The organism is Syntrophomonas sp. DTU019 (assembly GCA_913757435.1).
In the GTDB taxonomy this organism is placed as follows: domain Bacteria; phylum Bacillota; class Syntrophomonadia; order Syntrophomonadales; family Syntrophomonadaceae; genus DTU019.
This window is the reverse complement of the sequence record CAJYDM010000001.1, coordinates 840,968-860,199: the sequence shown is the minus strand read 5'-3', so window position 1 is coordinate 860,199 and position 19,232 is coordinate 840,968. Positions and strand designations below refer to the sequence as shown.

Genomic DNA, 19,232 nt, shown 5'->3' with positions numbered 1-19,232 from the left:
GCAAAGTCAATAGTTTCACGTGAAACCTTTATGAGGTTTTATTTTGTGTCGTGAAAAGCAGAAAGGGGTGACAGGTTATAGTTCTCCCCGGTCCTCCAAATATTTCTCTAGCTTGCGTTTCACCCTTTGCAGGGCATTGTCGATCGACTTGACATGTCTTTTCAGATCGACCGCAATCTCCTGGTAGGACTTTCCTTCCAAATAGGCCATCAATACCTTCCATTCCAGGGAACTCAAGATTTCACCCATTTTTTTCTCTATAAATATGAATTCTTCCCTGCTGATAATAATCTCCTCGGGATTGGTAATCCGCGTGGTAGATAGGATGTCTATCAGGGTGCGATCGGATTCCTCATCATAGACCGGTTTATTCAATGATACATAGGAATTGAGAGGAATGTGCTTCTGTCTAGTTGCCGTCTTTATCGCTGTGATAATCTGGCGGGTGATACATAATTCGGCAAAAGCCCGGAATGAAGTAAGTTTATCCAATTTGTAATCCCGGATAGCTTTGAAAAGGCCGATCATGCCTTCCTGAATAATGTCTTCCTTATCGGCTCCAATCAGGAAATAGGACCGGGCCTTGGCTCGCACGAAATTCTTATACTTGTCCACCAGGAATTCGACTGCAAATTGTTCCCCTTGCTGAGCCAATTCCACAATGTCTTCATCAAGCATTTCGGCATAGGTTAGAAAATACTTCTTTGCAGCGACGGAATTAGGCATCCTATCGCCTCCATTAATAGTTGTGAGCACCCGCATTTGTGATAACTTTATCTAATGACGCGTCAGTTCTATTATAGCTAGTCCCTATGTTATCGTCAATACTGTTAATAACGGCATTTTACATATAATTCCATAAAATTTTGGCAGGTTTATTGCCCTTTTATCGGGGTCGCCTCCCGCTGGCGCACTATCTCATATAGGATCAGGGCAGCGGCCACCGAGGCATTTAATGAGTTTATGGAGCCGAACATGGGGATTTTGAGCAACAAGTCACACTGCTCCCTAACCAGACGGCGCATGCCCCGTCCTTCTCCCCCTACCACCACCACTGCCGGCAGGGGTATGTCAGTCTGGTAATAATAAGCATGGGCATCTGCCTCGGCCCCAATCACCCACATGCCCTGATTTTTGAGATGTTTCAGGGTGTTGACCAAATTGGTCTCGCGGGCTATGAGCATATGTTCCACCGCTCCAGCTGAACTGCGTACCGCGTATTCGTTGATCTCGGCTGAGTTATGGCGGGGAATGATAATGCCATGCACTCCCACACATTCAGCGGTGCGAATCACCGCCCCCAGATTGCGGGCATCTTCCATACCATCCAATACCAACAGCAATGGCTTCTCACCATTGTCGGCAGCCAGGTTGAGCATGTCCTCCACGCTGGCATAAGGATACTGGTCTACATTGGCGATTATGCCCTGATGGTTACCCAGGGTATACATATGGTCCAGGCGCCTTTTTTCCACGGTTTGTACAAAAACCCCTTTTACCTGGGCCAAATTGAGAAGATCAGTAAGGCGTTTGCCCTGCCGGCCTTCCTGAACATATATCTTGTGAATTTTGCGGCGCCCTTTCAAGGCTTCCATTATGCTGTTGATTCCCACCAGCTTTTCTTTCATTGGCCGCCCCCTCTTTTACCATGATACCCGGATGATTCAATTTCATGCCAGCCAATCCTTAACCCGAAAAGGGCGCCTGGGAATAATGCCCCGATGGCCTGGCTGACTATATCAGACCTGGAACAATTCGTCACTCTCCACTAGGTCGGCATAGTGCCCTGCCGGGAATCTGCTATCATAGGCGATATCTTCGAAGAGAACCGGCAGATGGGTCTGGAAATGTAACAACAGCGGAATGCTCACCTGACGCATTTGGGGATGGGCGGCAGCATCGCAACGCAGACGGAAGAAATGCCTCCACTCGCGAATATTATATGTAACCACTATCTCCGTCTTGAGGGAATTGGGCAGAATAGAGCGGGCTTCCTGTGCAGAGCGTCCCATCTCTAATAGGGCCATATAGTTCCTCTCTGCCAGGGCACAGGATTCATACCACAATTTATAGGCTGCTTCGTTCTCCTTGAAGAAAAACGGCTCGATTAGCGTGATTTCGCTGCCGAATTTGCTATGGCTATAGCGGCAATAGCGGGTGCTCTCCTGGGAATAGGCCGCACCGACTCGGTGTCTGACCAGTTCATGGGAAACCCCGCGGTCGATTATGAACATCACTGTCACTTTTTCATGTTCCACAATAGACTCGTGCCCGCTCATCAGAATCCGTTTGAGGAACTGGGGGTCGCCATCCGGGGTCATCTGCTGTTCGGATTTGTAACAGACCCGGGCGTATCGCTCCAGTTTTTTCATAATCTCGCCCCTGAAAGCATCCGAGGGTACTAACACCTTTGGTTTTACTATAATCAACCTGATCTTTCCTCTCCATTAAATAGTATAAGTAAGGCCGGTTGAAAGGTCTGTGGTCCTATTGTTCCCCTTCTGTCACAAGCCTTAAAACAGCTGGTCTGTGCTGCCCAGCGCCATATCAGCCAGGTACTGCAGACGCTCCATATCGCCTTTTAAATAAAGGTATCCTAAAACCGCCTCAAAACCTGTGCTGAGGCGGTAATCGGATACCTCGGTGTTGCGCGGCGGGTTGGTCTTGGCATTCCGGCCCCGCCGGAAGACATCTCTTTCCACTTCGGTAAGCAGAGGTTCCAGCCCCTGTATCATTTTAGCCTGGCTGGCGGCCTTCACCCGTGCTACCGTATCCTGGTGCAGTGCTTTGACTTTGCGCTGCCCATGACTCACCAGCCGCGAACGCACCAGCAGTTCAAACACGGCATCACCGACAAAAGCCAGGACCACCGCTGAATACTGTCTTAATTCCTTTTCATCCATGGCATCAGGCATCAGCAAGCTTCCAGCGAACTCCTTCCCGGGTGTCTTCAAGGATTACCCCGGCTTCTTGGAGCCGGTCACGGATCATATCCGCTTTGTCAAAGGCTTTGCCTTGCTTAAAAGCGGTGCGCAGCCTGATAAGTTCATCCACCAGAGTCTGCAGTTGCGGAGGTTGCTCAAAATGGAAGCGGCTCTTTGACGGGGTGTCTTCCACCTTTACTTCAATACTGGCAAAGAAATCCCGTATCTGATCGGCCAGTTGGTAATCCTTGTCTTGTCTGGCCTGATGGCGTAGTTCGGCCAAAATTTGCAGCACCTGTTCCGTGGCCACCGCCTTTTCATGCTGGGGCTGGATGAATATACCCAGAACATCGCCTAAAGCGGTGTAGACCTGATACGCCTCCCGCAGCAGAGTCTGCTTAAGGGGATCGCTTTTATCAGCCCCGGCCACAAAGCTGTTGATCAAGTGAGACATCTCGAAAAGGTTGCCGATGGCTTTGGCAGTGTTGAAATCATCATCCATGGCTTTGATAAATTCATTCCGTTGCTCCTCAAGCGCCTGGATAAACGGTTCCTGGCCTAAGCTGGCCATGCCTTCGGAGGAAGCACCAGCCATGAATTCCTCGGCTAATCGCAAGGTGGTCTTTAGCCTGCCCAAAGCTTTGCGAGCTTCTTCCAGCTTGCCGTCGTCAAAATCCAGAGGGCTGCGGTAATGGGTGCTGATAAGATAGAAACGCACCACATCAGCCGGATACTGAGCCAGTATATCCCGCAGAATGAAGAAGTTCCCCAGGGATTTGGACATTTTCTCATTATTGACAGTTATAAAGCCATTATGCATCCAGTAGCGCACAAAAGGCTTGCCGGTTAGGGCCTCGGCCTGAGCGATCTCGTTTTCGTGATGGGGAAAGATCAGGTCGCTGCCTCCACCGTGTATATCGAAGCTTTCACCCAGGTACTTGGTGGACATCACCGAACACTCGATGTGCCATCCAGGACGTCCGGGCCCCCAAGGGCTATCCCAGGCGGGTTCCCCGGCTTTGGCCTGTTTCCACAGGGCGAAATCCACCGCATTCTCCTTGCGCTCATCCACTTCCACTCTGGCTCCCGCCAGCATATCCTCCAAAAGACGTCCTGAGAGCTTGCCGTAATCCTTAAAGGCGGCTACCCGGAAAAAAACATCTCCATCGATTTCGTAGGCAAAGCCTCTTTCTTCCAGGCCCTGCACCGCAGCGATGATTTCCGGCATGTGCTGGCTGACCTGAGGATGTACGTCAGCCCGCCTAATGTTCAGGGCGTCGGCATCTTCATAATATGCCTGTATAAAGCGAAGGGCCAATTCCAGCGGGTCGCTGCCTTCCTCACGGGCTCGGTTGATTATTTTGTCATCAACATCGGTAAAATTCTGCACATAAGTGACTTGATAACCACGGTAAGCCAGGTAGCGCCTAACCGTGTCAAAAACCACCAAGGGCCTGGCATTGCCCAGGTGAATGAAATTGTAAGTGGTGGGGCCGCATACATACATCTTGACCTTATGCGGTTCCAGAGTTTGCAAGTCTTCCTTTTGCCCGCCTAGCGTGTTGTAAAGGCGCATCGGGGAGTTCTCCTTTCTCCATCTCAGCTAATCTCTTCTCCAGCAGGTCTATTCTTTCCTGCATAATGGTAAACATATCTGCCACCGGATCGGGCAGGGCATTGTGTTCCAGATCGACCTGATCCACCTTGGCACCGTCGCGCACCACTATTCTGCCTGGAACGCCGACCACGGTGCAGTTATCGGGGACATCTTTTAACACTACCGAACCCCCGCCGATTTTGACATTATTGCCAATTTTAATATTCCCCAGTACTTTGGCCCCTGTACTGATAGTGACATTGTCGCCGATAGTGGGATGGCGCTTGCCCTTTTCCTTCCCGGTGCCTCCCAGGGTAACGCCTTGATACAAAGTGACATTATTGCCGATCTCGGTAGTTTCGCCAATCACCACCCCGCTGCCGTGATCGATGAATAAGCCGGTGCCGATCTTAGCCCCGGGATGGATCTCGATCCCGGTCAGGAAGCGGTTGATGTGAGAGATCATCCGAGCTACAAAAAACAGGCGATGACGGTAGAAAAAATGGGCGATGCGGTGGTGGATGATAGCATGAAAGCCCGGATAACAAAATAATATCTCTACAACGCTTCTGGCCGCCGGGTCCCTGTCAAATACCACCTGCACCTCTTGACGCAACATGGCAAACATATTTTCCCCTCCTTAAAAATAAAAAACCTTTCGTCTGCATAGAGACGAAAGGCTTGCTTCCGCGGTTCCACTCCTGTTGGGCGATCAGTGCCCCACTCTTCATGCTAACGGTTTCTAACCGGATATGCCTACTGTGATTTCAGCGTATCTGCTCCCGGGTGCATATTCGAGCAACTTCATACTGTAAAAAGGCTCTCAGCCGGTGACCTTTTCTCTCTGGCAGCGATCGAGGCTCTACTTCTCCCATTCCCAGCATTTATAATTGTAATTACCTAAATTATATGCAGGACTAAATTTTATGTCAACCGAAGTCCCGAAATGTTGCTTTCCTCTATTTACCTGTCAACATGGCCAGGCTGTGCTGTACTCTGCGCAGAGTCTCTTCCCGCCCCCACAGGGCAATCAGACTGGGTAGTTCGGGACCGTGCACCTGACCGCTCAGGGCGCAGCGCAAGGGCATGAACACATCCTTGGGTTTTAACTTATTGGTTTTGGTTATGGTTTTTAACTGCTGTTTTATGACATCCGGTTGCATCTCCGGGGACAGTGAATCTATGAAATGCTGTAGCACTACTGAGGTGTTTTCCCCTTTTAATACCTCCACAGCTTCACTCGAATAACTCAGCGGTTCGAAGACCACCGCAGCTTCTTTGACTATATCCTGCAAGCATACCAGGCGGTCTTTCAGCATGGCTATCAGCAGCAGGTATTGCTCCGCACTCAGGGCCTCGGTCTGGGCCTGGTAAGGAGAGTTGATCAGGTAGGGCCTGACCCTTGCCGCCAGGTCCTGTATATCCAGCTTACGGATATACTGCCCGTTCATCCAGTTCAGTTTGTCCAGGTCGAAAACCGCCGGGCTTTTAGCCACTCGTTCCAGGGTGAAGGCTCTGATGATCTGCTCCACATCCAGGATCTGCTCCTCTCCTTCCGGGGACCAGCCCAAAAGGCTGAGGAAATTGATCAAGGCCTCGGGAAGATAACCCATTTCCCGATACTGCATTAACGAGGTAGCCCCGTGGCGCTTGCTCATCTTCTGACGGTCACTGCCCAGAATCAGTGAAATATGCGCGAATTCCGGGCGTTTGAAACGCAAAGCCTCATAGATCATGAGCTGCCTGGGAGTATTGGAGAGGTGTTCCTCGGCGCGTATCACATGGGTCACCCCCATGAGCGCATCATCCACCACCACTGCAAAATTATAAGTTGGCAGTCCGTCAGACTTGACGATGATAAAATCCCCCATCTCGTCACTCTCAAAACTGACCCGGCCTCTGACCAGATCATCGACCATATATATTTGCCGGGGAGGCACCCGGAAACGCACCACCGGTTTGATTCCGCGGGCCAGGCAAGCAGCACGCTCTTCCTCGCTGAGGTGGCGGCAGTGTCCCAAATAACGCGGGGTTTCACCTTTGCTCATAAGAGCCTGTCTCTCTTCCTCCAGGGCCTCTTCGCTGCAAAAACAGTAATACGCATCCCCCTGCTCCAGCAGGGCACGGGTATACTGCTCATATATGGAACGCCTTTCGGTCTGGCGATACGGACCGTTTTCCCCTGCACTTGCCACCCCTTCGTCCCAATCCAGGCCGAGCCAGCGCAGTGAGGTTATTATTTCATCCTCATACTCCGGTCTGGAACGGTCCAGATCGGTGTCCTCTATGCGCAACAAAAATACTCCGCCATAATGCCGGGCAAAGAGGTAATTAAACAACGCCGAACGTGCTCCTCCGATGTGAAGCGGTCCAGTGGGACTGGGTGCAAAACGCACCTTAATTTGATGCAAAATTCTCCCTCCTAAAAGCGGTTTATATTCATACCATTTATCTGCCTAAAAAGCTCCCCAGTCCATTGAAACCGGAGCGTATTTTATCCAGCCATGCTTGTACCAGATTCCATAATACCCGGCCGGTGCTCCGCACTTCGGAAACATCCCGATGCAGGTTCTGCAGTTGGTTGGAGAGCTGGTTGATATTCAAGTCCAGACTCTGCACTTTGAGCATCAATTGAACCAGTCGTTCTACATCGGCTTCTGCAAGCTCCACATGCAAATCGGCGCTGACCTTCAATATAACCTTACGTATCTCTTCCGGGTCGGTGATGTCTTTCCCTACCACTTCGCGTTTGACCTCAAAAATCAAAGTTTCGGCATTGCCCTTGCCCAGCTTCTGTCCCAACTCCGAGATCCGTGCTACCTCTTCATGAGCGGTTTGTTTGCCCTTCTCAGACAGAGGTTCTCCTTTGGCCTCTTCAAAAGCTTTAAGCATCCCGGTCAAGGCTGCGGTACCGGAGACCTTAAGGGGAGCAGCGGCTAAAACCCGGGCATCCTCGATTCCGGCTGTAGCCAGGGCATTGGCATACATGAAAGGGGTTATGGCTTCGATGTTTTTGGTCTTGACTTCGATGCCCTGCCCGCTGGCCAGCAATTCACAGTAGGCGCTGGAAATGGCCTTGCTGCCGATTAGTTTCGAATCTACCACCCCGTCCAGGTAGTGGTGCTCCTCTTCATTGCTGACGGTGATTAAGCGGGCCGGTTTGTCTCCCTGCCATTCCTTGAAATAGCCCTCCACTTCCTGGCGCTGTCCGGGGGTTAAGTCCTGGCCCAGAGTTATCACCACCCGGGGATCGTCACTGGTCATTACTACCGGCCGATTACCGAGTATACCTATCAAAATGACACTGCAAAGCAATAACAGCGATAGAAATATCGCCGCTTTCCCTTTATGCATATAATCCCCCCTGGCATTTTTTAATATCTTGCCTCGCAACGGGGGTAATTATTATAGCTCACCCAGCAATGCCACCGCCTGCGCAGATATGCCCAGTTCCTGGCCTTCGAACCCCAGCCCTTCAGTAGTGGTAGCCTTAACGTTAACCTGACCGGGATCTATTCCCAGGCTAGCGGCGATATTCGCCCTCATCTCCGCAATATAGCAGGAAAGGCGCGGTTTTTCCGCTACTACGGTGGCATCTATATTAATAACCCGGTATCCTGCCATGTTAATCTTTTGACCCACTTTGGCCAGAAGCAGTATGCTCTTGATATCTTTGTAAGTTGTATCCTCGTGGGGAAAATGATGCCCGATGTCACCCAGTGCGGCAGCGCCTAATAGCGCATCGCAGATGGCATGCAAAAGCACATCAGCATCTGAGTGCCCTAAAAGTCCGGTCTGGTGAGGAATGTTCACCCCGCCCAGAATGAGCTGGCGCCCTGTTACCAGGCGATGGACATCGTAGCCGGTACCGATGCGCATGTTATCCTCCTCCAATGGTCAGACCCGGATCATCCGCAACAGGGCTTCAGCGATCAGCAGGTCCTCCGCAGTAGTCATCTTGATGTTGTTGACTTCTCCGGGAACCACCTTGACCCGTCCGATGTATATTTCAAAAAGACTGGCATCGTCGGTTCCTAATAGATCGTCCTGGTAAGCGCAATCATAAGCCTTCAATAATTCCTGATACTGGAATATTTGTGGGGTCTGAATCATGGCTACCACCGAGCGGTCCATAGTATGCCCCACAAATCCATCCCGGTCGACCATTTTCAACGTGTCCCGAGCCATCACTCCGGGAATGGCAGCCCCCCACTCAGAGGCAGCTGCCAGCAGGCGGTCGATCAAATTCCGGGTCACTAAAGGGCGCGCGCCGTCATGCACGGCCACATAATCGGTATCAGGCCCCAGACTCTTTAACCCTGCCCAAACCGAATCCTGCCTCTCGGCTCCGCCGGGTATGACCCTGCTCACCTTGCGGTAACCATATTTCTCAATGACCTCAGACTGGCAATAGTTTACTTCATCGGGATGGGCGACTACCACGATCTCGTCCACATAAGCAAGAGCCTCAAATACATCTATGGAATAAGCTAATACCGGCCGGGATAAAAGCGGCCGGTATTGTTTGTTGATCTCCCCGCCCATCCTGCGTCCAACCCCTGCTGCTGCTATAACAACCCGCAGGTTGTTATCCATATAAATTCACCTCTCGTACTGACTGAAGCTGATTCTCCACCTGATGAGTCTGATGCTGATGTTCTTCCCTGCTCTTGCGGGTGAAGATCATCCGTCCCGCCGCAGTCTGGAACACACTGGTGACCACCACGTCAAGGTCGCGTCCGATGTCATTCTGAGCATCTTCCACTACCACCATGGTGCCGTCCTCCAGATATCCCACCCCCTGGCCAGACTCCTTGCCTTCTTTGATTATGCTGATATGCATATTTTCCCCGGGGTAGACGATCATCTTAACCGCGTTGGCCAGCTCGTTAATATTTAACACCTTGATGCCCTGCAATTCCGAAACCTTATTGAGGTTGAAATCATTGGTTACTATACTGGCATTAATGCGTTTGCACAGTTTGACCAGCTTGGCATCGACATCTCTTTCCTCGGGAATGTCTGCTTCAATTATATCAATTTTTATCTGTGCGTGTTTCTGCATTTTCGACAATAATTCCAAGCCTCGCCTGCCTTTGTTGCGGCGCAGATTGTCTGACGAATCGGCTATGTGCTGCAGCTCTTCAATGACGAAAGTGGGGACCACCAGTCTGCCATCCAGAAAATTGCTTTGGCAGACATCGTAGATACGTCCGTCGATGATGGCGCTGGTATCCAGAACTTTCGCCTCCGGAGTCTCTACCAGAGGCAAGGCTGCCGATGCGACCCTTCCGGGCAAGAAGCTCATCAACTCGCTGGCCCGGCTGGTACCAATTTTGACCCCCAGGGCACCGCATCCCAGAAATACAGCAATAATCAGGTAATTACCCCAGCCTCTCAACATGGACAATGGATAAGTACTCATTACACCAACCATAATGCCCAGCATAAGACCGGCAACACCGCCCATCAGGATATCGATAGAGGTTGTCTCCAGCATTTCATTGAACTTTTGAATGGCTTTGCGGAAATAACCTACCAAGCGATTTAACATCAGGTATGAGACCAATACCCCGCCTGCTGACAATGCAGTCACCTGCAGAGTAGAGCCCCGGTTCCACAGGCCAGCCAGCTGAACCGTCCAAATGACTGCCAAAAGTGCGGCAATTAAGGTGGCGGTGTTAATTTTTGGTTTTCTATACATATTCTTCACCTCCATATTCTTATTCTGATATGCCAGGAGGTGATTTATACGGCAGTTAGAAATTTCTTCTAGCTTAAAGCCCCGCAGGCTTTGATTTGGCCGCATTGACATACATTTTAGAGTCGGTCTATAATCCCGTCTTTGACACTTAGTGAAGAGAAAAAAGCTCGTAAACTCCTAAAACAAGGGGGTTGCGAGCTTTTCACGTGTTAGTAAAAAGTGAGTACTATTTGTCTAAGACTTAGTAGCTTTAAAAATTTTTTTCATCTGTCGCATGGGGAGAATCTGGTAGTCAGTACGGAAGCCAAACACATCATGAAGATTATCCGTGAAGTCCGTTCTCATATAGGTGGGGACGAAACCCTCCCCTTTGACCTCATAGAAATTCATGTCACGCAGCCCCTGAACGATCTCACTGCAGGTGTATTGCTCACCTAACGTCTTCTTCAAGAGTCGGTAGATCACCAGCGCGATAAAACATATAATAAAATGCGCCATTATCCTGTCATCGCGGCTAAGGTATACCGGTCTAGCCTTAAACTCGCTTTTCATGATCCTGAAGCACTCCTCAATCTGCCAGCGCCTCCTATTTACCGCAAGGATAGCAGCGGCGTCGCCGTCAAGGTTAGTGCAAACCGCGTAGAAACCATCAAAAGCCTCCTCTTTCTGGATGACAGAGTTATCGATTTCATATACCGCCTTGCTGGCAACCTCACCCTCAGGGGTAATGCTGGTTTTCTTGATAAAACGTTTGTAGTCGTTTTGGTTCACCTTCGTAAGTTTCCCCAAATTCGTGTTAAGGACTTTGCGAGCACGCTCAATTTGGGCGTTCCTGACCTTGCGTTGATAATCTTGGTACTTGAGCGAAAAAGACACAATAAGCTTCTGCTCCAGCCCATCCTCCACAATCCAACGCTCCTTGTAAAAAGTCTTTTCCATGTCTTTGTTTTCATCAAGCTTGTCCAGACTGTATACGGAGGTATCGCCCGGGAGGCGCCAGCCCTCAGGGCTTAATGCCCATTCTCTTAGGTGTTTCTTCAGCTTCTTGACCGACTGCGTAGTGATGAAAGCTCGCTCGCCCTGGTTGTTGAATTGACGGTTACTATTGGAAGCGAGCCCTGCATCGGTGCAGACGATGAACTTGGAGCAGTTAAAGTCAGACAGTATTTTCTTCTCCAGCGGTTTTAGCGTCAGTTGCTCGTTAGTATTGCCTTTGCCAATATATACGGCTAAAGGCACCCCATCCCCATCCATGAAAAGCCCCATCTGGACAATGGGGTTAGGGCGGTGCTCTTTGGAGTAGCCGTATTGCTTGATGCCTGACTCCTGCTCAATTTCGAAGAAGTAATTGGTGCAGTCATAGTACAGCACCCGCGTGTTCCGCTCTGACACAGCCAGGCTGTTGGAATAAAGAGACGCCTGGATAGAGTCAGCCTCTTTGGCAATTATCTCCAACGCACGGTAGATTTGGTGGAGATCAAACGATGGCTGTTCTATGAACCTTGAGGAAAGTTGGAATGTAGAAAGCTTAGAGGAAGGGTAGATAATCCTGGCGTAGATAAGTCTGGATAGGATGGAGTCCAGGTCGTAAGAAAACTTGTACTTCTTAGAGATAGCTCTGCACATTTTATCAAGCTTCAGTTCGTGATATATCTTCTGCAAAAAGAGGTATCCGCCGTTGAATAAGCGCTGCTGGCCTTTATCAATAGTCTTGATCGGGGAATACTTAACTAGGACATCGCGTTTGTTAAGCTTTTCCTCCTCGTTAAGTTTGGCAATATACTCCTTGGCCCACTCGATCGGGTCTTGCCCGCCCAATTTTTTCTTAAGTTCATCATATGTACCAAGCTTTTCAACAATCTTGGAAGAATGAACGCCATTGACATAGGTGGACTTTATGACATAAAGCGAAGCAGCATTTTTTGACCTAGAGATTTTTAGCCGCATAGAAAACACCTCCCATCCCCTATATTATGACACATTACTCAAAAGTACTCAATACAAAAGTGTAACAATTGACAAAAAAATTAGCCCTTTTCGGGCTTCTCTAACCTTTTTCTACTATTCAACTGTCAAAGACCCGAGCCCCGGTTCCACAGGCCAGCCAGCTGAACCGTCCAAATGACTGCCAAAAGTGCGGCAATTAAGGTGGCGGTGTTAATTTTTCCTGACTTTTGCAGATAAGCTGAAAAGAATACCCGTGTAAATGCTGTAATATTAGTATTTATCGGGTATTTTTTATATCCCTCTACTGTATATCTAACGTATGTATGTTATAATATGGTTATACTATACTTGGTTCATACGAGGGGTGCAGGCATGAGCAGTCTACAGGTATATAACAGCCGAGGGATCAAATATGTGAGAATCGTGGAGTCTTATCGGGATCCAGTTAATAAGAAGCCCAAGACCAGGGTACTTAAGGTATTAGGGCGTGCAGACGAATTGGAAGCGCAGGAGCCTGGAATTCTGAATCGTTTGCGCAGAGAATGCCGGGAGTCCAGGGCTTTCAACGAGAGTCTTAAACAAGAAGCAATATTTAAAGATATCCAGCATTACCTGGAAGGATCTGATAACGACGCTGCTAAAGGCTTTCCTATTCGTAATTACGGCGTTAAGGTATACGAGAGTATCTGGGATGAATTGAAACTTGATTACTTCTTCGATTATCGCCAGAAGCGTGATTCCAACCTTAAGTTCAAAGTCAAAGATACGACATCTATGCTCGTTTACTTCCGGCTGCTAAAACCGGCATCAAAGAAAAAGAGCTTTGAACAAAAGGAGTTCTTTATCAACTCCAAGGAAATGAATTTAGAACAAATATACCGGAGTCTTTCTTTTCTTGCCAATGAAAAGAAATCTCTGGAAAGGCACTTGAACAAGCAGCTATCACTTAAAATGACACGCAACCTTGGAGTTGCTTTCTACGATGTTACCACTTATTACTTTGAGTCAGTCAGAGCCGATGAACTTAAGAAGTTCGGTTATTCTAAAGACAACAAAGTAAATCAGGTCCAAGTCGTAATGGGGCTCTTAATTGACGATGAGGGCATCCCAATTAGCTATGAACTGTTCCCCGGAAATACCAATGATTTTAAGACGCTGGTGCCAGTTATGGAATACTTACGGGAAACCTATGGCATAAAGAAGATTATAATAACCGCTGATCGTGGGCTAAATTCTAAACAGAACCTGGCCTACCTCAGGTCAAAAGGTTTTGATTATGTCATGGCATACAAAATCCGATCTGCAAGTAAAGCAATTAAGAACCTAGTTCTTGGGGACGAGGGCTACACTGTGGAGAGCCCGCAATTTAAATGGAAGGTCTGCAATTTTCAGAACAGTGTTAAGATTAATGGCGAAAAAGTCTTGCTCGATGACAATATGGTGATAACTTGGTCAGCTAAACGTGCTGAGAAAGACCGTAGAGACCGCGAACGATTGATAGAGAAGTCCCGGCGCCTTGTGGACTCCAAATCCAGTCTCAAAGCAGAAATGAAAAAGGGTGGCAAAAAGTATGTGCAACTGGCCATTTTTGATGACGATCACGTTTCATTCAACGAAAATCAGGTTGAAATGGATGCACAATTCGATGGATATTATGGAATTCAAAGCTCGGACAAAAGCCTGTCAGCGGCGCAGGTGATAGGGATCTATCAAGGCCTTTGGAAGATTGAGGAGAGCTTCAGGGTTATGAAAAGCAATTTAGAGGCCAGACCCATCTTTGTTTGGACAGAATCGAGTATTCGCGGCCATTTCGTAATGTGCTACCTGGCTTTGGTAATCCAGCGGTATCTAGAATACAAACTCAGAAAAGAAAAACTTGAGTTGTCTACCGAAAAGATCCAAGATGCTCTTCGAAGTGCTAATCTTACTGTTATTGATGATGCAAAAAGCAACAGCTCATATTATCTAAAGAACCAATCAAATGAAGACTTTTCGGCAATCCTAAGTACTTTACAACTTCCTGAAATCTTACCGTATGGTAAACTGAAAGACATCCGCAAAGCTTAGATATACAATCCTACAATTAAAAGAAAAGCTCTCAATTGCCTATCATCTAGGGGCGCGGAGAGCTTTCTTCTTCCTCTATTTTGCAAAAGTCAGGAAAAAATTAGCCCTTTTCGGGCTTCTCTAACCTTTTTCTACTATTCAACTGTCAAAGACCCGAGCCCCGGTTCCACAGGCCAGCCAGCTGAACCGTCCAAATGACTGCCAAAAGTGCGGCAATTAAGGTGGCGGTGTTAATTTTTGGTTTTCTATACATATTCTTCACCTCCATATTCTTATTCTGATATGCCAGGAGGTGATTTATACGGCAGTTAGAAATTTCTTCTAGCTTAAAGCCCCGCAGGCTTTGATTTGGCCGCATTGACATACATTTTAGAGTCGGTCTATAATTAAACAAATCACAAACAGAAGGGGGCAAGTCTCATTGTGAAGGACTTGATTTGTGATGAATTCCAGAATGTTGTGGGGGATTTGTTGATCAGACACCGCAGCATATGCGATATCCTCTCCAAGCTTTCCGAGTCTTCATGTCGGGTAAACCGGGCTCTCATCAAATCCGTTACTGATTGTGGATGTGTTTCTATTGAGGCTAACAAATTGAATCTACCAGACTGTATCGAATCCTTCGACGATTTAAAAGGATACCTCGACAACCACCTGCGCGGTTCACTCTGTGCCAACTGCGAAGATGTTATCACTACCGAACTGGGCAAGCTCTTCTTCTACTCCGCCGCTCTGTGCAACACCCTCAACCTCAATATGTACGATGTTTTTCTCAAGGAATATAAAAAGGCCAACACCCTGGGGGTATTTAATATGACCTAGACCGAGGCGGAGGCATGGGGACGGCAGACCGTGTGAGAACTTTCGATGAGATCCCAAAACTACGTGATAGGTTTTACTGGTCATTTAGTATTACTAGTGATATTTTGATAAAAAACAGGCTGGTGCAGTTTATGCTGAGGCCAGCCTTTTTACTATTTCTTCAACTCCCAGAATATTGATTACTCTTCGCATGTTGTAGGCCAACATATGTAACTTGTTTTCCGTATTTACAGACACTAATCCCCTGGTTAAAAAGTAACTATAACCCAAGCCCCTTTTTACGGTTCCATATGGGTGTTCTACGATCATTTGCCTTTGTACATACAGTTTTCGATTTTCCTTGGTCCGGCGGTCTATTTCATCCAGTAATGGCTGGGCTAGGTTGCGGCTAATTGTTCGGCCCTTCTGGGCTTTGGTGCATTGATCCTTTAAGGGGCAGCCCTTACAGGCCCGGTAGTTTTTGTAGGTTCGATATTTTACTCCGTTGACTTCTCTTATTCTGCCTGGATAGAGAATCTCTTTTGCGGGGCATAGGTAAACGTCTTGCTCTTGGTCATATTGGAATTTGTCAGCTTGAAAGTCGGTGTTGGCTATATTACCGGTAAATCTCTGCTTGGCTACATAGGTCTCTATGTGGTTTTTCTCGCATTCGATTAGATCATTGGTTGAGTAGTATCCTTTATCGGCCAATACTTTAATTTGGTCTACTTCCAATACTTCTTTGGCCTGCTTAGCCATATTGCTTAGCTGCCCTTGGTCAGCTGGATTGTTTATGACTTCACTGTCTACCACTAGCTTATGCTTTTGGTCTACCGCCGTTTGTACATTGTAGCTGACTTCTACTCCGTTATTATTAACAGCCATTAGCCGAGCATCTGGATCAGTGGTCGATACTTCTGTAGCCCCGGTTTGCTCCATATGCTGTTTCATGGCGGTATATTTACCTTTACGGCTTTCTAGTTCTTCTATGCGCCTCTGGATCTCTTCAGCACTGGGGATATGGATATCGGCTTCGTCCTGGTCGTTGCTATCTAATTCATTAAAGTAGCCGTTAATTTTTTCGTCAATATATTTTAAGTGTCTTTGTAACTTCTTTTGGTTGTAATTATTGCGCTTGGAATTGCTGGCTCGGAACTTGGAACCATCGATAGCTATGACCTCTTTGCCATACAAGTCCCAGTCTTTGCATAACAGGGTGAACTGTTTGAAGACTCCTTTTAGGGCTTTGGGGTTATCTTTCCTAAAATCAGCTATTGTCTTAAAGTCGGGTTTTAGCTTCCGTAATAACCATAACAACTCAAGATTCCGACCGGCTTCGGTCTCTAGCCTCCGAGATGATCTAACCCGATTTAGATAACCATACAAGTAGAGCTTTAACAAGTCCCTAGGATCATATGGAGGTCTACCAGTATTTTTCGGCTCCGCTTTTTGGAACCCGAGGTCCTTCATGTACAACGAATTAACGAATGCTTCAATTACCCTAACTGGATTATCAGTTGATATATAGTCATCGACCGCTTCAGGAAAAAGGGTGATCTGCATGCGGTCTTCGCCCTTAATGTAGGCCATTATTCCACCTCGCTATCACCCTATCATTCGACTTTTATATGTTTTTTTCCTTTTTCTGCGGACTAGTTTTCACACAGTCTGACGGTTCTTTTGCCTTGTTTTTCGTTGAAAAACAAGGCAAAAGAACCGTCCCCATGCCTCCGGGCCGCTTTTTATACCATGTATTCCATTAAGAGCTGTTCCTGCATGCGCTTCAAGCCGCTTTTGATGTAGCGCGCCCGCACCTCGCCGATGCCTTCAACATCATCCAGTTCGGCAATGGTAGCCCGCAATATATTGGATAATAGTTCGAAACGCTCGACCAGGTTGGCTATGACCGAACCGGGGATGCGCGGCAGGCGTTGCAGCATGCGGTAGCCGCGCGGTGCCACCTGCTGCTCAAGATGGCTGCTGGCGCTGCCCAACCCCAGGACACGCGCTATATACAGGGTATCGGAGAGATCTTCCTCAAAAGCTCTGCGCAAATCGGCCACAATGTCGCGGGGAGATTTGCCCAGATGATGGTAGTAATCCTGTACGATGTAAACCGCCTCTTCGGCAACATTGGCCACCATCTCATCCAATTGCATTTTTACCAATCGTCCTTCCACGCCCAATTCCACGATGTAACACTCGATCTCCCGCGCGATGCGCAAGACCTTTATAGCGCGTTTCAAGACCTCGCATACTTCAGTAACGGTTACCATATCTTCAAATTCCAGACCGCTTAAGCGGTGCAGTTCCCGCCCCAGAACATTACGGTGTTTCTCCAGGGTCTGCAAGGCTTGGTTAGCCTTGACCAGGATGGAGTTCAGGTCGCGCAGGCGGAAGGTGATGTTGCCCTGATAAAGGGTAACCTGCTTGCGCCGCTGGGAGATGGCTACCACCAATTCGCCGGTCTGCCGGGCCACCCGCTGCGCAGTGCGGTGGCGAATGCCGGTCTCATTGGAGGGCAGAGCGGAATCAGGAGAAAGCTGTACATTGGCCTTAAGTATCCGGGAGGCATCATGATTAGTAATAATGGCACCATCCATTTTGGCCAACTCGTAGATGCGAGCCGGGCTGTATTCGCAGTCAATATGGAATCCACCGTTAACGATGGCCATCAATTCGGGAGAATCTCCCATCACGATCAGCCCTCCGGTGTTGGCCTGGAGGATGTTTTCCACCCCGATGCGAAACACCGTCCCCGGCGCCAGCATCTCCAGGTATTTCTTGAACGCTCCTTGATAAATGTCTTCCAACCCCATCATCCTTCCCTTATCAGCTCCAGGATCTCTTCTATGGTCTGCACTTCAATGCAACTCAGATCAGCCATTGCCGGTATCCGCCCCTGTTTGGGGATCACCACCCGGGAGTAACCCATTTTGGCGATCTCTTTCAAACGCAGTTCCAGGCAGGGCACTGGCCGAATCTGCCCGGAAAGCCCCAATTCCCCTATAAAAACGGTATGTGCCGGTATAACCAAATCCAGATGGCTGGATATTATGGCTGCGGCAATGCCGAAATCTATCGATGGATCTCGCAGAAAAACCCCGCCGGTAATTTTGAGAAACACATCACAAGCGGATAGATGGAACCCCAGGCGTTTCTCCAGTACTGCCGTGATCAGGGCCAATCGATTCTGGTCGATGCCAGCCGCCATGCGTTTGGGATAACCAGGCCCGGAGGCGCTAACCAGGGCCTGCACCTCGATCAATAAAGGCCGGCTGCCCTCTACGCTGGTGGTGATAGCCGTCCCTGAGGTTAGCACCGCCTCAGCACTGAGGAATATGCTGGCAGGATCCAAGACCTCACTTAAACCGTCCGCACCCATTTCCAGAAGGCCAACCTCGTCTGTAGAACCAAAGCGGTTTTTCACCCCTCGCAGTATCCTGAAAGAGAAACTCTTCTCCCCTTCAAAGGACAGCACCACATCCACCATATGTTCCAACACCTTGGGTCCGGCGATTACTCCTTCTTTTGTCACATGGCCGATCAGAAAAAAGGTTATGCCGCGCCTCTTGGCGATTTCAGTGATGCGGGCGGTGCATTCCCGCAGTTGCACTATACTGCCCGGTATGGATGAAACCTCATTGCAGTATACCGCCTGTACAGAATCTATTATTACTGTGGAAGGTTTTATCTTCTCAATGTATCCTGCCAGGAGCTCGATGTTCTGTTCTGCCACCAGGAAAATAGCCGGGCTGTCCACCCCCAGGCGTATAGCCCTGAGCCTGATCTGCTGCAAGGATTCTTCTCCACACAGATAGAGCACCTTCTCCCCCTGTCGGGCGATAGCCTGAGCCACCTGCAAAAGCAGAGTGGATTTGCCGATGCCAGGGTTGCCACCCAGCAATATCACCGAACCCGGCACCATGCCGCCTCCCAGTACCCGGTCCAACTCACCGATCCCGCTGCCGGTCCTCCTGACCTCTTCCAGGGGAATGTCCTGCAGAGAAACTGCCTCCACGCCGGTTCTGGCCAAAGAGACTGGCTTATTGGTGCGGATCTCTTCCTGCAGAGTATTCCACATCCCGCAGGATGGGCACTTCCCCAGCCATTTGCTGTTTTCATAGGCGCAATTGCTGCATATATAAAGGTTTGATATTTTCAAAGTACGAACGCTCCTTACAGAAATATT

17 protein-coding genes and 1 other annotated feature are annotated in these 19,232 nt (G+C 48.7%); of the genes, 2 read left to right on the top strand and 15 right to left on the bottom strand.

Features of this window, described 5'->3' with window-relative positions:
* Positions 1–75 precede the first annotated feature (75 nt).
* From sigH to AC15IQ_RS04300, 12 genes are all read right to left on the bottom strand, one after another.
* Positions 76–726 carry an RNA polymerase sporulation sigma factor SigH gene (gene sigH / locus AC15IQ_RS04355; protein ID WP_483177458.1) on the bottom strand — a complete coding sequence of 217 codons (651 nt, stop codon included), beginning with the start codon at positions 724–726 and terminating at the stop codon, positions 76–78.
* 149 nt (positions 727–875) lie between these two features.
* Positions 876–1,628 carry a 23S rRNA (guanosine(2251)-2'-O)-methyltransferase RlmB gene (gene rlmB, locus AC15IQ_RS04350; RefSeq protein WP_483177457.1) on the bottom strand — a complete coding sequence of 251 codons (753 nt, stop codon included), beginning with the start codon at positions 1,626–1,628 and terminating at the stop codon, positions 876–878.
* Positions 1,629–1,739: 111 nt separating this feature from the next.
* Positions 1,740–2,372: an FAD-dependent thymidylate synthase gene (gene thyX, locus AC15IQ_RS04345; RefSeq protein ID WP_483177456.1), complete on the bottom strand. Its 633-nt coding sequence runs from the start codon at positions 2,370–2,372 to the stop codon at positions 1,740–1,742.
* Between the two features lie 141 nt (positions 2,373–2,513).
* Positions 2,514–2,915 (bottom strand): Mini-ribonuclease 3, encoded by a 402-nt coding sequence (locus AC15IQ_RS04340; protein WP_483177455.1) that lies wholly within the window; start codon positions 2,913–2,915, stop codon positions 2,514–2,516.
* Positions 2,908–4,500: a cysteine--tRNA ligase gene (gene cysS, locus AC15IQ_RS04335; protein ID WP_483177454.1), complete on the bottom strand. Its 1,593-nt coding sequence runs from the start codon at positions 4,498–4,500 to the stop codon at positions 2,908–2,910. The genes AC15IQ_RS04340 and cysS overlap by 8 nt, the downstream gene beginning before the upstream one ends.
* The gene (gene cysE, locus AC15IQ_RS04330; protein WP_483177453.1) at positions 4,439–5,149 is read right to left on the bottom strand and encodes a serine O-acetyltransferase; all 711 of its coding nucleotides are present in this window, start codon (positions 5,147–5,149) and stop codon (positions 4,439–4,441) included. Before cysE ends, cysS begins: the two co-directional genes overlap by 62 nt.
* Positions 5,150–5,186: 37 nt before the next feature.
* Positions 5,187–5,409 (bottom strand) — a binding site (T-box leader).
* A 71-nt stretch (positions 5,410–5,480) separates the two neighbouring features.
* Entirely contained in the window at positions 5,481–6,932 is a 1,452-nt protein-coding gene (gltX, locus tag AC15IQ_RS04325) for a glutamate--tRNA ligase (protein WP_483177452.1), read from the bottom strand.
* A 37-nt stretch (positions 6,933–6,969) separates the two neighbouring features.
* The gene (locus tag AC15IQ_RS04320; RefSeq protein ID WP_483177451.1) at positions 6,970–7,875 is read right to left on the bottom strand and encodes a DUF1002 domain-containing protein; all 906 of its coding nucleotides are present in this window, start codon (positions 7,873–7,875) and stop codon (positions 6,970–6,972) included.
* A gap of 51 nt (positions 7,876–7,926) precedes the next feature.
* Positions 7,927–8,400: a 2-C-methyl-D-erythritol 2,4-cyclodiphosphate synthase gene (gene ispF, locus AC15IQ_RS04315; protein ID WP_483177450.1), complete on the bottom strand. Its 474-nt coding sequence runs from the start codon at positions 8,398–8,400 to the stop codon at positions 7,927–7,929.
* A gap of 18 nt (positions 8,401–8,418) precedes the next feature.
* The gene (ispD, locus tag AC15IQ_RS04310) at positions 8,419–9,117 is read right to left on the bottom strand and encodes a 2-C-methyl-D-erythritol 4-phosphate cytidylyltransferase (protein ID WP_483177449.1); all 699 of its coding nucleotides are present in this window, start codon (positions 9,115–9,117) and stop codon (positions 8,419–8,421) included.
* Positions 9,110–10,225 carry a PIN/TRAM domain-containing protein gene (locus AC15IQ_RS04305; RefSeq protein WP_483177448.1) on the bottom strand — a complete coding sequence of 372 codons (1,116 nt, stop codon included), beginning with the start codon at positions 10,223–10,225 and terminating at the stop codon, positions 9,110–9,112. The genes ispD and AC15IQ_RS04305 overlap by 8 nt, the downstream gene beginning before the upstream one ends.
* A gap of 234 nt (positions 10,226–10,459) precedes the next feature.
* Positions 10,460–12,172, bottom strand: coding sequence for an IS1634 family transposase (locus AC15IQ_RS04300; RefSeq protein ID WP_483177447.1), 1,713 nt, complete (start codon positions 12,170–12,172; stop codon positions 10,460–10,462).
* Positions 12,173–12,544: 372 nt separating this feature from the next.
* On the opposite strand from AC15IQ_RS04300, the gene AC15IQ_RS04295 reads away from it, so the two are divergent.
* A complete protein-coding gene (locus AC15IQ_RS04295) occupies positions 12,545–14,239 on the top strand; it encodes an IS1634 family transposase (RefSeq protein ID WP_483176844.1) in 1,695 nt (564 codons plus the stop codon).
* Between the two features lie 423 nt (positions 14,240–14,662).
* A complete protein-coding gene (locus tag AC15IQ_RS04290; protein ID WP_483177446.1) occupies positions 14,663–15,061 on the top strand; it encodes a nucleoside triphosphate pyrophosphohydrolase family protein in 399 nt (132 codons plus the stop codon).
* 129 nt (positions 15,062–15,190) lie between these two features.
* Here AC15IQ_RS04290 and AC15IQ_RS04285 read toward each other — a convergent pair whose 3' ends face one another.
* From AC15IQ_RS04285 to radA, 3 genes are all read right to left on the bottom strand, one after another.
* Entirely contained in the window at positions 15,191–16,630 is a 1,440-nt protein-coding gene (locus AC15IQ_RS04285; RefSeq protein ID WP_483177445.1) for an IS1182 family transposase, read from the bottom strand.
* 152 nt (positions 16,631–16,782) lie between these two features.
* Positions 16,783–17,859, bottom strand: coding sequence for a DNA integrity scanning diadenylate cyclase DisA (disA, locus tag AC15IQ_RS04280; protein ID WP_483177753.1), 1,077 nt, complete (start codon positions 17,857–17,859; stop codon positions 16,783–16,785).
* Complete coding sequence (gene radA / locus AC15IQ_RS04275) at positions 17,859–19,205, bottom strand: DNA repair protein RadA (protein WP_483177444.1); 1,347 nt, start codon at positions 19,203–19,205, stop codon at positions 17,859–17,861. The genes disA and radA overlap by 1 nt, the downstream gene beginning before the upstream one ends.
* Positions 19,206–19,232 lie beyond the last annotated feature (27 nt).